The following is a 12,467-nucleotide window of genomic DNA, read 5'->3' on the forward strand; positions in this document are numbered from 1 at the left end:
AGACCACTGGCGCAACAGGCCATTTGATCAGAACCTGTTGTCCCGGGGGAAACCCGTGGGTGGCAGGCGGCCTGCCGCGCCACGTGCAACCTTCCACAGCATCAGATCCTTTTCGGTGCGCGTGCGCCCAGTCTCCCCGCCCATGGCCCACGACAGGCCGTCTTCAAGCTTGAGCGTGATCGCATCGGACATGCCGCCGTCCTTGTAGCGCTGCAGGGTCACGCCCTGTCCCTTGGCGAGGACCGGCACTTCGTTGAGCGCGAAGATCACCAGCTTGCGGTTGTCGCCCACCACGGCAACGTGATCGTGCTCCGGCGCAATCTCGCGCACCACCTGCAGCTTCACGCCCGGCTTGGTGGAGACGACACCACGGCCCTTGCGGGTTTCGGCCAGCAGCTCGTCCATCTCAGCCGCAAAGCCGCGCCCGGTGTTGGCGGCGAGCAGCAACTGGCCCTTGGGCTTGTGCGTCACCACGGCGACAACCTGCGCATCGGGATCGATATCCACCATCGTGCGGATCGGTTCGCCAAAGCCGCGTGCGCCGGGCAGCTTGTCTGCCCCCAAGGTGTAGAACCGCCCGTTGTCGAGCGCGAACAGCAGCTTGTCGGTGGTCTGCGCGTGGAGCGCGAAGGCGGGGCCATCGCCTTCCTTGAACTTGAAATCGGAATCGAGCGGCAGGTGCCCCTTGGCCGCGCGGATCCAGCCGCGCTGCGACAGGATCACCGTGACCGGCTCCTTCTCGATCATCGCGTCCATGTTGAATTCACGCGTGGGCGCGGCTTCGGCCACGGTGGTGCGGCGGCGGCCGAGCAAGGTGTCCGGCCCGTATTCCTTGCGCAGCGTGGCAAGATCGCGCTTCAGCCTGGTGCGCTGCCGAGCCGGGCTGTCGAGCAGCTTTTCCAGCTCGTCCTTTTCGGCCAGCAGCTCGTCACGCTCCTTGCGCAGCTCCATTTCCTCAAGCTTGCGCAAGCTGCGCAGGCGCATGTTGAGGATCGCCTCTGCCTGCCGGTCGGTAAGGCCGAACTCGGCCATCATCAACGGCTTGGGCTCGTCCTCGGTGCGGATGATCTCGATGATCCGATCCAGGTTGAGGTAGGCGATGATATAGCCATCGAGCAGTTCGAGCCGCGCGGCGATCTTGTCCAGCCGGTGGCGGGCGCGGCGCAGCATGATGTCGATCTGCGCGATCACCCATTCCTGCAGCAGCAGCTTCAGCCCCAGCACGCCCGGCGTGCGATGCGCATCGAGCACGTTGAGGTTGAGCCCGAAGCGCGTTTCCAGGTCGGTCAGCCGATAGAGCGATTCCTTGAGCAGGTCGGGATCGACATTGCGGCTCTTGGGCACGAGCACGATGCGGATCTGTTCGTCGGATTCATCGCGCACGTCCTCAAGGATCGGCAGCTTCTTGTCCGCGATCAGGGCGGCGATCTGTTCGATCAGCTTGCCCTTGGGCACCATGTAGGGGATTTCGGAGACGACCAGCTGCCACTGGCCGCTGCCCAGCTTTTCGATGCCGCTGTCTTCCCACGCTCCGTCTTCGCCGCGCCCGGTGGAGAAGCGCCCGCGCACGCGGATGGCGCCCTTGCCGCTTTCATAGGCGGCGCTGATCGTGGCCGGGCTATCGACCACCACGCCGCCGGTGGGGAAGTCAGGCCCATGGAACACTTCCATCAGCTGCGCGTGCTCGACCGCGGGATTGTCGATCAGCAGCAGCGTGGCGTCCACGATCTCGGTCACATTGTGGCTGGGGATGTTGGTGGCCATGCCCACGGCAATCCCGCTGGAACCGTTGGCGAGCAGGTTGGGGAAAAGGCCGGGGAAGATCTCGGGCTCTTCCTCCTCACCATTGTAGGTGGGGTGGAAATCGACCGTGCCTTCTTCCAGCCCGGCCATCAGGCGGATCGCCGTCCTGGTCAGGCGCGCTTCGGTGTAGCGGTAGGCGGCAGCGTTATCGCCGTCGATGTTGCCGAAATTGCCCTGCCCCTCCACCAGCGGATAGCGCAGCGCGAAATCCTGCGCGAGGCGGACCATCGCGTCATAGACCGAAGAATCGCCATGCGGGTGGTATTTGCCGATCACGTCACCCACCACGCGGGCTGACTTCTTGAACGCGCCCGTGGGATCGAGCTTGAGCTGGCGCATCGCCCAGAGCAGGCGGCGGTGGACCGGCTTCAGCCCGTCGCGCAGATCGGGCAGCGAACGCGCGGTGATCGTGCTGAGCGCATAGACCAGATAGCGCTCAGACAGCGCGGAATCGAACGGGGCATCGACAATTGCGTCGAACGGATCGGGTTCTGTCGTGTCAGTCGCCATGGCTGGAACGTCCTAGCAACACGATGGCCTGTGGGGAACATGCGGAACTGCACCATCCACCACTCATTATGCCCGGGACCGAACCCTTTTGATCCGGAGTTTCCCATGGCCAAGCGCGTCCTCATCCTTGCTACCGACGGATTCGAGCAATCCGAACTGATCGAACCGAAGAAGGCGCTCGAAGCCGCCGGGATAGAAACCGTTGTCGCCAGCCCCAAGGCGGGCACGATCAAGGGGTGGAACCACGGCGAGTGGGGCGAACAGGTGAAGGTGGACGCCGCGCTCGACGATGTTTTCGCCAAGGACTTTGACGCGCTGCTGCTGCCCGGCGGGCAGATGAACCCCGATGCGCTGCGCATGGAAGAACGCGCGGTGGAACTGGTCGAGGAGTTCGACGAGGCGGGCAAGCCGATCGCCGCGATCTGCCACGGGCCGTGGCTGCTGGTGGAGGCCGACGTGATCGACGGCCGCACCGTGACCGGCTGGCCGTCGATCCGCACCGACCTGGAGAATGCCGGGGCCGACGTGGTGGACGAGGAAGTGGTGGTGGACGAGAACCTCATCACCAGCCGCAAGCCCGAAGACATCCCGGCCTTTTCCCAGGCGCTGATCGACGCGCTGGAAGAGCTTGAGGAAGAAGAGGACGAAGAGGAAGAGGACGAGGAAGGCGACGACGAAGTCGAAGAGCTCTAACCGTAGACCTGCTCGTAGAGCGCGACGATCTCTTCGGCTTCGGGCACGCGCGGATTGTTTCCGGGCGACCCCGAGGCGATGGCCTGTGCCGCCATCGTCGGCATCAGTTCACGCCAGCGCGCCTCGGCAATGCCGTGGCTGCGCGGCGTGGGCACCGCGAGATCGGCATTGAGCGCGGCAAGCTCCTCCAGCAGCCTTGCCACAGCGGACTGATCCCCCTCATCCGCCCCCGCGCACCCCATCGCCCGCGCACAATCGGCGTAGCGTGAGAGCGCCGCCGGGGCCGAAAAGGCGGTGATCGCGGGCAGCAGCATGGCGTTGGAAAGCCCGTGCGGCACGTGGAAGAAAGCGCCGATCGGCCGGCTCATGCCATGCACCAGCGCCACGCTGGCGTTGGAAAAGGCGATGCCGGCATGATGCGCCCCCACCATCATCGCTTCCCGCGCGGCATGGTTTCCGGGATCGGTGCAGGCGGTGCGGATGTTCGGCGCGATCAGCCGCATCGCCGAAAGCGCCATCGCATCACTGAAGGCATTGGCCTTCCTGCTGACATAGGCCTCAATCGCGTGGGTCAGCGAATCGATGCCGGTATCGGCCGTCAGGCGCGCCGGCTTGGCCAGCGTCAGTTCGTAATCCACCACAGCAATGGTAGGCAGGAAGGCGAGGCCGGCGCAGAGCATCTTCTCGCTGGTGGCCTCGTCGGTGATGATGGTGAAGCGCGTCGCCTCGCTGCCGGTGCCCGCCGTGGTCGGCACCGCCACGATCGGCAGGCCGGGCTCATCGGTGACGGCAGGCGCCTTCATCGCCTGCACCGGGCGCGGCGACACCGCGAGCACGGCAATCGCCTTGGCCGTATCGATCGGACTTCCGCCGCCGAAGCCAATCACGCAGTCGCAGCCCGACGCGGTCAGCTGCGCCACCGCAGCCTCCACCAGCGCCACGGTCGGGTCCGGCATCGTATCGGCAAACACGGTCGGCACCATGCCCCGCGCGGCAAGAATATCGGTCAGCCGCTCAACCATGCCGCTGGAAACGAGGAAGCCATCGGTCACCACGAAGGGGCGCGATAGGCCGCACTGCGCCAGCGCATCGGGCAGTTCGTTCAGCGCGCCACCGCCGATTCGGATGATGCGCGGCAGGTTGATCGTGGCCATGCGTTCTCTCCCGATGTGTGGATGCGCCTATGCTGCGGCGCGGGCAAGGCCGCGCCTGATCACAATGTCAGCGCTGCATGTCGCGCGCTTCTTCGGGGATGCGCACTTCCAGCCCATCGAGATCGGCAGTCAGTTCGATCTGGCACGAAAGGCGGCTGGTTCCGGTGACCCCGGCGGCGAGATCGAGCATGTCCTCCTCGTCGTCGCTGGCAGGCTTCAACTTGGCGAACCAGTCTGCGCTGACGATCACATGGCAGGTGGAACAGGCCATCTGCCCTTCGCAGGTGCCCTCAAGCGGCATGCCCGCGTTCTGGCCCACTTCCAGCAGGCGGTCGCCCGATTCAGCCTGCGCCGAAACCTTCTCTCCCTTGGCCGTGATGAAGGTAACGCGAACCATCGGTCAGACTCCCTGCGCCCGTGCCGCGGCGTTGATCGCCGCTGCCGCCGCCTCCAGTTCCTCTTCCCCCGTATAGCGCCCGAAGCCGATCCGGATCGCGGTTCTCGCATCCCTGTCCGAAAGTCCGATGGCGCGCAAGACATGGCTTGGCCTGCCAGACCCGCTGGCGCAGGCGGAACCGGCAGAAAAGGCAAGAGTGCGGCATTCCGACATCACCCGCGCCACATCCAACCCTTCGCGTCGGATGTTCAGGTTGCCGCGCCAGCGCCGCTCGTCGCTGCCGTTGATCGTCCAGCCTTCAAACAGCGTGCGCGCCCTGCTCCACAGCTTTTCCACATGGCTCCGGTCCTGTTCCCACCGGCTTGTGCACAGGGCCGCCGCCGCGCCGAACCCCGCGCACAGCGCCGGGCTGAGCGTGCCGGAGCGCAAGCCCCCTTCCTGCCCGCCCCCGTGGATCAGCGGCTGCAGTTCCAGCCCATCGCGCACCCACAGCGCGCCGATACCCTTCGGGCCGTAGAGCTTGTGCGCGGAGATCGCGATCATATCCGCGTTGGCGGGTGCAGCGATCTTGCCTGCGCCCTGCACCGCATCGCACAGGAACAGCGCGCCCGCCCGATGCGCGGCTTCGGCCAGGGCCTCGACCGGCTGCACCGTGCCGATCTCGTTGTTCACCTGCATCACCGCGACGAGGCCGATGCCCTGCGGCAACGCCAACGCCGGATCGACCAGCCCCGCGGCATCGACCGGCAGAATGGTGCAATCGGGATCGACGAACCGCGCCGTGTCCAGCACCGCCGCATGTTCGATGGCAGAGACGGCGAGCCGCCTTGCGCCCGAGCCGATGATCGCGAGGTTGATCGCCTCGGTCGCGCCTGATGTGACGATCACGCGCCCGCCCGGCGGCAGCAACGCCGCCACCTGCTGCCGCGCCACCTCGACTGCCGCCGCCGCCCCGCGCCCCGGACGATGCGGGCTGTGAGGATTGGCGAAGCCCGCCGCCTCGGGGCCGGACAGCCACGGCAGCATGGCTTCGCGCGCTTCGGGCGCGAGTGGCGTGGTCGCCTGGTAATCAAGGTAGATCATCCGGCAATCTCCCGCCATGCGGCGAGGAAGGCATCGATCTCCGCCTCGGTTGTTTCGCGCCCTATGGACACGCGGATCACTTCGCCCGCGCCCTCCACCGCCATCGCCGTCAGCACATGGCTGGCCTTGAGCGAGCCGGACGAGCAGGCACTGCCCGCCGAGACGGCAAAGCCCAGCCCGTCAAAGCGAATCAACTGCGCATTGGCCGATTTCCCCGGCATCCGGTACGCGCCGATTGTCGGCAACCGTGTCGCATTCCGGGCAATCACAGAACCGCCCGCCACCTCGATGCAGGCATCCAGTTTCTGCCGCAGCCTGTCGGCTTCCTCCAACCACGCATGGCCAGCCTCCAGCGCCGTCGCCATCGCCAGCGCACCGGGCAGGTTCTCGGTGCCGGGGCGATAGCCTCGTTCCTGACCGCCCGTCGGCCTCAGCATGGCCCAATCGCGCACCAGCAGCGCGCCGATCCCGATGGGGCCGCCAAACTTGTGCGCGGAAATCGCAATCAGGTCGGCATCCGGAAGTGCCAGCTTTCCGGCGCCCTGCGCACAATCGGCCAGCAGCCAGCCACCTGCCGCGCGCACATCGGCGGCCAGCTGATCAAGCGGCTGGATAACCCCGGTTTCATTGTTCACCTGCTGTACCGCGATCAGGCCGGACGCGGGTGCCGGCACAACGCGGCCCAGTGTGTCCACAGGCCAACGCGGCGCTTCAGCCGAAAGGCGCAAGATCGCTTCGTGCTCAACCACGGACACGGCCTGCAAAGGCTTTGCGCTGCGCCCGACCGCCAGAGCCAGCGCCTCGCTCGCCCCGCTGGTGAACACCACCTCACCCTGCCACCCCAGCACCGCCTTCACCCGCGCGCGGGCGTCCTCCAGCGCCGCTCGCGCGGCCCTTCCGGCCTTGTGCGGGCTGGACGGGTTGGCCCAGATGCGCAAGCCCTCCTCCATCGCGGCCAGCGCCTGTGGCAGGATCGGAGTGGTCGCGGCGTGGTCAAGATAGATCGGCAAAGGGCAAACGTCCGGAAAAGTTGCTTTTGAAGGCTTCGTTTCTATATAGCGCCAGTTCCATTTCCCAAGCCCCGGCTGTTTCGCCAGCGGCTTTTGCGCAAGGTTCATCAGGACACCCGATGCCAGCCGTCATCTTCCCCGGCCCCGAAGGCCGCCTCGAAGGCCGTTTCCAGCCTGCCACTCGCCCCCGCGCCCCCGTGGCGATGATCCTGCACCCGCACCCGCAGGCGGGCGGCACGATGAACGATCGCATCACGCAGGCGCTGTACAAGACCTTCGTCAACCGCGGCTTCGCCACGCTGCGCTTCAACTTCCGCGGCGTGGGCCGCAGCCAGGGCAGCTTCGACAACGGCATCGGTGAACTGTCCGACGCCGCCGCCGCGCTCGATTGGGTGCAGTCGATCCATCCCGAGGCCAGCAGCACATGGATTGCCGGCTATTCGTTCGGCGCGCTGATCGGCATGCAGTTGCTGATGCGCCGTCCTGAAATCCGCGGCTTCATCTCGATATCGCCGCCGGCCAACATGTATGACTTCAGCTTCCTTGCGCCCTGCCCCGCCAGCGGCATCATCGTGCAGGGCAACGCCGATACGGTGGTCACGCCCAACGCGGTGCAGAAGCTGGTCGACAAGCTGCGCACGCAGAAGCACATCACCATCCACCACGACGAAATTCCGCGCGCCAACCACTTCTATGAAAACGAACTGGACGAGATGATGCGCGCGGTGGACAACTACCTCGACATGCGCCTGTCGCCGGATTGCCCCATCAAATAAGGCCTCAGGAAGAGGCGATTACTTCTTCGCCTCTTCCGCCAGGGTGGTGCCCTGCTGGGTGGGCGCGGTCCAGATCACCAGGTTGACCGCCATGATCACGGCCAGCACCAGCATCAGCACCGGGCGCTGTCGCTCTCCCCAGCGGAACAGGAACAGCGCACCCGCCACAAGGGCAATGGCGGCAAGCATCATCAGGGATAGCGCAGCGTCCAACATCGCGCTGCGTTAATCCGCCCGCACCATCGGGCGCAAGGCGGAACCTGCCCATGATCCGCCGGTTGGGCTCCTGAACCTGTTTCAGGAGCCTGCGATGAGCCTGATTTCCAAGATCATGGACGCCATTTCCTTTGCCGGAACGCGCCCCACCCAGACCGGGCAGCACTCTGCCCCCGTGCCAGCCGCCGCACCGCCGATCCCCCAAACTGCGGCCCCCAGCCCCACCGCCGCCAATGCGCCCGCACCGCCCACGCCGCCCGCGATCAGCCAGCCCCGCCTGTTTGACGTGGACGTGGAAGCGCGCCTGACCGAGCTGGCGCAGGGGCGCCCGCTCGACTGGCGCCATTCGATCGTGGACCTGATGAAAGTGATCGGGCTCGATTCCAGCCTCGACAACCGCAAGGAACTGGCCCGCGAGCTTGGCTACACCGGCCCGCTCGACGGATCGGCCGAGATGAACCTGTGGCTGCACAAGGCGGTGATGCGCAAGCTGGCCGAAAACGGTGGCAAGGTCCCTCAGGACCTTACCGACTGACCAGCAGGACGATGCGCGGGGATCAGTTGCCGAAGATGCCCTTGGCGATTCCGGCGATGTCGTTCAGCGGGTTGCCGTCGCCGTCCCGGTCGAGGAAGCCGGTCACCTTCTGCAGCGCATCGGGATGCTGCCCCACGGCAGAGGCGAAGCTGGCCAGCGCATTTTCGCCGCCGATATGTTCCATGATCTGGCCAAGCACGCCGGCATCGAGCCCGGAATTGGCGGCGGCTGTCTGCAGCGTGTCGGTTGGTGCCTGATGCCCGGCGGCCAGTGCGGCAATCGCCGTTTCGGCCTGCGACGGATCGATGCCCACTTTTGCGGCCAGGTTCTTCACATCCACGTTGCTGCTGATCTGGCCAAGGATCTGATCGAAAATGCTCATGCTACCGACTCCCGCGCTAGGTTGATCGTAGCCTAGGCGCGATCGGGCGCGAGGTCACGCGGCTTCGGGCGCGGGAAACGGGCAAAGAAAATGGGGTGGATCAGCGGACCCACCCCATGTTCCTGTCAGACGTTCGCCGAAGCGATCAGACCACGATGGCGTCCGGGTGGATGCCGAGCAGGGTCAGGGCGGTGGTGCCGCCAGCCTTGTCGTTCAGCACGAAGGTGGTGCCGTCGTACTGGGTGCCGTGGATTTCCCAGTAGGTGCCCAGTTCGGGGTGCGCCGCGATGAAGGAAGCCATCTTGTTGATGTCGTTCTGGTCATCGATGAAGTACGAACCCGTGCCCTTGCGCGACATGTCCAGCGAGCTGAACACCGAATCGAACCCGGTCAGGCGCACTTCGTCGCTTTCACCGAAGTTCAGGTCGGTGACGATCACCCACTGGTTGACCTGGGTATACCCGTGGCCGCCGGTGAAAGCGAAAGCCGTGCCCGAAACGCTGTCAGCTTCGCGGAACACGAACTGGTCAGTACCCGAACCGCCGGTCAGCGAATCCTGGCCACCGCCGCCCTTGAGGATGTCGTTGCCGTCACCGCCATAGAGCCAGTCCTTGCCCGAGCTGCCGTACAGCTTGTCGTCGCCAGCCAGGCCGTAAATCTGGTCGCGTCCGCCACCGCCGTTGATCACGTCGTCGCCGCTGGTTCCCTTGACAACAGTCATATCTAAAACTCCTTGATCGCCTGATGCTTGCCGCCGCCGCCGCGCCGACTAGCTGTTAAATTCCCAAGTCGTTAACCGGGTCCGCCGTAGAACACCTACGTACTTTCCCGGTGCGAGCCGAATAGGATCAGTAAACTCTAAGCTCCGGGCCCTAGGTGCCCCACCGGAATCTCGGTTTACCTTCTTTTAACCATAGGGCTTTTGCGGCGCAGCACACCGCCAGACCCGTTCAAAACGGGCCTATCACGACGAATCGAGTTCAATCTGGAGCGGGTTGATCGAGCGTTACGGCACGGCAAACGTGCGTTACTTGATGGTGCTCAATGCAGAAGGATCTATCCGTTTTGGATAGGCGTCAAGATTCCGGCATTAACCATTTGCTGCGCCGCAACATGCAGCGAGGCGGACACCGTAATGGTTAACGCCCACGCAGTGCCCTGAACCGGGCGGCGCCTGCCTCGCCATAGATGGCCGGGATTTCGCGTCCCGGGTAAAACGCCTCGAACTGATGCGCCCCCGGCGGGATCTGCACCCAGGGCAGCTTGCTGCGGGTAAAGATGTGGACTGAGGGCGGGCAGGCTGCTGGCCGGTCAAGCGTGCCCACCCGGATGAAGGCGGCCTTGCTGCCCACGCCACCGTAATGGCTCCACACGGCGGTTCTGCAGGCCGGGCACCGCAGCACCTCCTGCCCGCGTCCACTGGCGCTGGGCAGGATCACGGCCTCGGGGCAGCCTGCGGTGATCTCCACCCGATCCGTCTCGATCACCGCATTCAGGGCAAAGGCGCTGCCGCACTCGCGCTGGCAATCGGTGCAGTGGCAGCAGTGCACCACATAGGGCGCATCGTGCAGGCGATAGGAAACCGCGCCACAGGCGCAGCGGCCTTCACCGAAAGGTTCGGATGTGTCAGCCATGGTCACGCAGGATGCGCGGAGGCATCCACCCGGTCAATCGCCGGATTCGCACAGCGCCTGAAGCTGGTCGGTGCAGGCGTTCCACCCTTGCGTGAAGCCCATCGCGTCATGCTGGCGCATCGCCTCCTCGGTCCAGTGCCGGGCGCTGGCGGTATAGCGCGTGCCATCGCCTTCCGGCGCAACCTCCCAGATGCCGATCATGAAGGGCCCGGCGGGAACGAAGCCTGCCGTCACCGCATCTGTCGCCACAAAGCGGCGCCCTTCCTCCCATGCCAGGAAGATGCCGTTGTTGGGCATGACCTCTCCATCGGGACCATACATGGTGATTTCGCTGCGCCCGCCGGCCCAGCGCTCCTGCGCCACCACCTCCGCCCGCCATGGCCTGGGACACCACCATTCGTTCTGCCGGTTGGCAAGGACGTCCCACACCTTTTCCGGCGGCGCGGCGATGAAGCGGGTGATCGATAGTTCGTGCATGGTCAGTCCTCTCTCAATCCCGGTCGGGGGCGCCCAAGGGGAAGAACGGGCGATAGGGCCGCGCGTCCTCCACGCAGCGGGCAACCGCAGGCAGGGCAAGCAATTGGGCCCGAAGCGCCTTCAGGCGCGGCTGATCCTCAGCAATGGGCTCGATCCAGTCGGCATAGAACAGGCTGGGCGCAGCAGCGCAGGTCACCAGCGAAACGTGCGGTGGCAGGCGGTTGACGCCAAGCCAGGTCTCCAGCCAGGCATAGGCCTGCCGCAACCGCGCCTTCGCCGCCGCGATCTCCGCCGCGTCGGGGCTCGCCCGCATCCCCAGTTCCGGCTTGTCCCGGCTGGCCAGGTGCGCGGCAACCACCCGCTGCATGTTGCCCATCACATAATTGTCGAACACGCGGTCGATCATCCTCGCCACCACCGCCTCGGCCGGATCCGCAGGGATCAGCGGCGCAGGGCCGGGATGATGGACTGCAAGGTGCTCGACGATCGACGTCGCCTCCACCACCACCGTATCGCCATCCTCCAGCACCGGGATATGCCCGCCCGGATGGACCTTGCCGGGAAACTGCTCGGACAGCGGCCTGTCGCTTTCCATCTGCACGAATGTGAATGGCGTCCCGTTGGCATAGAGCGCGATCAGCGCCTTCCAGCAGTAGGACGAGAACGGATGGCCATGCAGCTTCAGCATCGTCGTCATCCCTGCCGCGCGGCTTCGATGGCGGCGATGTCGATCCTGCGCATCGTCATCATTGCCTGGAACACGCGCTGCCGCACGCCCGGATCGGGATCGGCCATGCCGTCCGTCAGCTGGCGCGGGGTGATCTGCCAGCGCAGGCCCCACTTGTCGTGGCACCAGCCGCAGGCACTTTCTTCACCCCCGTTGCCCACGATGGCGTTCCAGTATCGGTCGGTTTCCTCCTGCGTCTCGGTCGCCACCTGGAACGAGAACGCTTCGGAATGCGGGAACTGCGGTCCACCGTTCAGGCCAATGCATTTCAGCCCCAGCACGGTGAATTCCACCGTCAGCACGGTTCCTGCCGCTCCGCCGGGGAAGTCGGTCGGCGCGCGGTGTACCGCATCCACGTGGCTGTCGGGAAACGTCTCGGCATAGAACTGCGCGGCGTCTTCCGCCGTGCCGTTGTACCACAGGCAAAGCGTGACCCCGGTCATTTCTGCATCTCCGCAATCAGCGCCATGTCGATGGCCTTGGCAGCCTGATAGGCCGGGCGCGCGCGGATCCGCTCGAGATAGGCGGTGAACTCCGGCCGATCGGGCAGCGATTTGAAACCAACGCCCCAATCGACATGGCTGCCGACATAGACGTCGGCCATGGTGAAGCGATCGCCGCAGACAAAGACGTTATGGCCAAGATGCCCGGCCAGCGCATCCACCGTGCGGGCATAGCTGCCCCAGCCCGCCATGCCCTGTTGCCGGGGCTCCTGCGGGTCAAAGCCAAAGCTCCTGGCCGTCACCGCCTGCTCTACCGGGCCGGCCGCGAAGAACGTCCAGCGCAGGTAATCGGCCCGCTCGTCATCGTCGGGCGCCAGCCCGCATTCTGGCAGCACATCGGCAAGATAAAGGCAGATCGCCGCGCATTCGGTCACCACCTTATCCCCGCCCGCACGGTGGTGGATCAGCGTGGGTACCTTGCCCATCGGGTTCGCATTCAGGAACGCCTGCGGCTTGGCCTCCCATTCAACAAGCACGGTTTCGTAATCGGCCCCGGCCTCGTGCAGCGCCCAGCGCGCGATCTGGCCGCGCGACATCGGATTGGTGAACAGCGTGAATTCAGCCATG

General features: G+C 65.5%; 16 protein-coding genes. 3 read left to right on the forward strand and 13 right to left on the reverse strand.

The features are described from left to right. Positions 1–27: 27 nt before the first annotated feature. Positions 28–2,313, reverse strand: coding sequence for a DNA topoisomerase IV subunit A (gene parC / locus POM99_RS13200; protein ID WP_277278574.1), 2,286 nt, complete (start codon positions 2,311–2,313; stop codon positions 28–30). Positions 2,314–2,418: 105 nt separating this feature from the next. Here parC and POM99_RS13205 point away from each other — a divergent pair, with 105 nt between their 5' ends. Further along, the gene (locus POM99_RS13205) at positions 2,419–3,006 is read left to right on the forward strand and encodes a type 1 glutamine amidotransferase domain-containing protein (protein WP_277278576.1); all 588 of its coding nucleotides are present in this window, start codon (positions 2,419–2,421) and stop codon (positions 3,004–3,006) included. Here POM99_RS13205 and POM99_RS13210 read toward each other — a convergent pair. The 4 genes from POM99_RS13210 to POM99_RS13225 form a co-directional block, all read right to left on the reverse strand. Then, positions 3,003–4,160 (reverse strand): iron-containing alcohol dehydrogenase, encoded by a 1,158-nt coding sequence (locus POM99_RS13210; protein WP_277278579.1) that lies wholly within the window; start codon positions 4,158–4,160, stop codon positions 3,003–3,005. The two genes, POM99_RS13205 and POM99_RS13210, sit on opposite strands and share 4 nt — an antisense overlap. A gap of 67 nt (positions 4,161–4,227) precedes the next feature. Continuing rightward, a complete protein-coding gene (locus POM99_RS13215) occupies positions 4,228–4,557 on the reverse strand; it encodes a 2Fe-2S iron-sulfur cluster-binding protein (RefSeq protein ID WP_277278580.1) in 330 nt (109 codons plus the stop codon). A 3-nt stretch (positions 4,558–4,560) separates the two neighbouring features. Continuing rightward, the gene (locus tag POM99_RS13220; RefSeq protein WP_277278583.1) at positions 4,561–5,640 is read right to left on the reverse strand and encodes a cysteine desulfurase family protein; all 1,080 of its coding nucleotides are present in this window, start codon (positions 5,638–5,640) and stop codon (positions 4,561–4,563) included. After that, positions 5,637–6,650, reverse strand: coding sequence for a cysteine desulfurase family protein (locus POM99_RS13225; protein WP_277278585.1), 1,014 nt, complete (start codon positions 6,648–6,650; stop codon positions 5,637–5,639). The genes POM99_RS13220 and POM99_RS13225 overlap by 4 nt, the downstream gene beginning before the upstream one ends. Before the next feature lie 119 nt (positions 6,651–6,769). On the opposite strand from POM99_RS13225, the gene POM99_RS13230 reads away from it, so the two are divergent. Beyond that, positions 6,770–7,426 (forward strand): alpha/beta hydrolase, encoded by a 657-nt coding sequence (locus tag POM99_RS13230; protein ID WP_277278587.1) that lies wholly within the window; start codon positions 6,770–6,772, stop codon positions 7,424–7,426. Positions 7,427–7,444: 18 nt separating this feature from the next. Here the strand turns inward: POM99_RS13230 and POM99_RS13235 are convergent, their stop codons facing one another. Then, positions 7,445–7,642 carry a hypothetical protein gene (locus POM99_RS13235; protein WP_277278589.1) on the reverse strand — a complete coding sequence of 66 codons (198 nt, stop codon included), beginning with the start codon at positions 7,640–7,642 and terminating at the stop codon, positions 7,445–7,447. Positions 7,643–7,736: 94 nt separating this feature from the next. On the opposite strand from POM99_RS13235, the gene POM99_RS13240 reads away from it, so the two are divergent. Further along, entirely contained in the window at positions 7,737–8,177 is a 441-nt protein-coding gene (locus POM99_RS13240; RefSeq protein WP_277278591.1) for a DUF3597 domain-containing protein, read from the forward strand. A 22-nt stretch (positions 8,178–8,199) separates the two neighbouring features. On the opposite strand, the gene POM99_RS13245 is transcribed toward POM99_RS13240, so the two are convergent. From POM99_RS13245 to POM99_RS13275, 7 genes are all read right to left on the reverse strand, one after another. Next, the gene (locus POM99_RS13245; protein ID WP_277278593.1) at positions 8,200–8,559 is read right to left on the reverse strand and encodes a hypothetical protein; all 360 of its coding nucleotides are present in this window, start codon (positions 8,557–8,559) and stop codon (positions 8,200–8,202) included. A gap of 145 nt (positions 8,560–8,704) precedes the next feature. Continuing rightward, positions 8,705–9,280 carry a calcium-binding protein gene (locus tag POM99_RS13250; protein ID WP_277278595.1) on the reverse strand — a complete coding sequence of 192 codons (576 nt, stop codon included), beginning with the start codon at positions 9,278–9,280 and terminating at the stop codon, positions 8,705–8,707. Between the two features lie 418 nt (positions 9,281–9,698). Beyond that, a complete protein-coding gene (locus POM99_RS13255) occupies positions 9,699–10,193 on the reverse strand; it encodes a GFA family protein (RefSeq protein ID WP_277278598.1) in 495 nt (164 codons plus the stop codon). A 33-nt stretch (positions 10,194–10,226) separates the two neighbouring features. After that, the gene (locus POM99_RS13260) at positions 10,227–10,670 is read right to left on the reverse strand and encodes an SRPBCC family protein (RefSeq protein ID WP_277278600.1); all 444 of its coding nucleotides are present in this window, start codon (positions 10,668–10,670) and stop codon (positions 10,227–10,229) included. Positions 10,671–10,683: 13 nt separating this feature from the next. Next, entirely contained in the window at positions 10,684–11,367 is a 684-nt protein-coding gene (locus POM99_RS13265) for a glutathione S-transferase family protein (RefSeq protein WP_277278602.1), read from the reverse strand. Then, on the reverse strand, positions 11,364–11,840 hold the full coding sequence (locus POM99_RS13270) for a VOC family protein (protein ID WP_277278604.1): 477 nt from the start codon (positions 11,838–11,840) through the stop codon (positions 11,364–11,366). The genes POM99_RS13265 and POM99_RS13270 overlap by 4 nt, the downstream gene beginning before the upstream one ends. Then, positions 11,837–12,466, reverse strand: coding sequence for a glutathione S-transferase family protein (locus tag POM99_RS13275; RefSeq protein ID WP_277278606.1), 630 nt, complete (start codon positions 12,464–12,466; stop codon positions 11,837–11,839). Before POM99_RS13275 ends, POM99_RS13270 begins: the two co-directional genes overlap by 4 nt. Between the last annotated feature and the right edge of the window lies 1 nt (position 12,467).

Origin of the sequence: Novosphingobium cyanobacteriorum, assembly GCF_029436685.1 — a bacterium.
GTDB classification, from domain to species: Bacteria; Pseudomonadota; Alphaproteobacteria; order Sphingomonadales; family Sphingomonadaceae; genus Novosphingobium; species Novosphingobium cyanobacteriorum.

Excerpts from the sequence above, each read along its gene's own strand:
- POM99_RS13270 (WP_277278604.1), bottom strand. The coding sequence starts at position 11,840 with ATGACCGGGGTCACGCTTTGCCTGTGGTACAACGGCACGGCGGAAGAC.
- POM99_RS13235 (WP_277278589.1), bottom strand. The coding sequence starts at position 7,642 with ATGTTGGACGCTGCGCTATCCCTGATGATGCTTGCCGCCATTGCCCTT.
- POM99_RS13215 (WP_277278580.1), bottom strand. The coding sequence starts at position 4,557 with ATGGTTCGCGTTACCTTCATCACGGCCAAGGGAGAGAAGGTTTCGGCG.
- POM99_RS13220 (WP_277278583.1), bottom strand. The coding sequence starts at position 5,640 with ATGATCTACCTTGATTACCAGGCGACCACGCCACTCGCGCCCGAAGCG.
- POM99_RS13250 (WP_277278595.1), bottom strand. The coding sequence starts at position 9,280 with ATGACTGTTGTCAAGGGAACCAGCGGCGACGACGTGATCAACGGCGGT.
- POM99_RS13210 (WP_277278579.1), bottom strand. The coding sequence starts at position 4,160 with ATGGCCACGATCAACCTGCCGCGCATCATCCGAATCGGCGGTGGCGCG.
- parC (WP_277278574.1), bottom strand. The coding sequence starts at position 2,313 with ATGGCGACTGACACGACAGAACCCGATCCGTTCGACGCAATTGTCGAT.
- POM99_RS13265 (WP_277278602.1), bottom strand. The coding sequence starts at position 11,367 with ATGACGACGATGCTGAAGCTGCATGGCCATCCGTTCTCGTCCTACTGC.
- POM99_RS13230 (WP_277278587.1), top strand. The coding sequence starts at position 6,770 with ATGCCAGCCGTCATCTTCCCCGGCCCCGAAGGCCGCCTCGAAGGCCGT.
- POM99_RS13240 (WP_277278591.1), top strand. The coding sequence starts at position 7,737 with ATGAGCCTGATTTCCAAGATCATGGACGCCATTTCCTTTGCCGGAACG.
- POM99_RS13275 (WP_277278606.1), bottom strand. The coding sequence starts at position 12,466 with ATGGCTGAATTCACGCTGTTCACCAATCCGATGTCGCGCGGCCAGATC.
- POM99_RS13260 (WP_277278600.1), bottom strand. The coding sequence starts at position 10,670 with ATGCACGAACTATCGATCACCCGCTTCATCGCCGCGCCGCCGGAAAAG.
- POM99_RS13205 (WP_277278576.1), top strand. The coding sequence starts at position 2,419 with ATGGCCAAGCGCGTCCTCATCCTTGCTACCGACGGATTCGAGCAATCC.
- POM99_RS13255 (WP_277278598.1), bottom strand. The coding sequence starts at position 10,193 with ATGGCTGACACATCCGAACCTTTCGGTGAAGGCCGCTGCGCCTGTGGC.
- POM99_RS13245 (WP_277278593.1), bottom strand. The coding sequence starts at position 8,559 with ATGAGCATTTTCGATCAGATCCTTGGCCAGATCAGCAGCAACGTGGAT.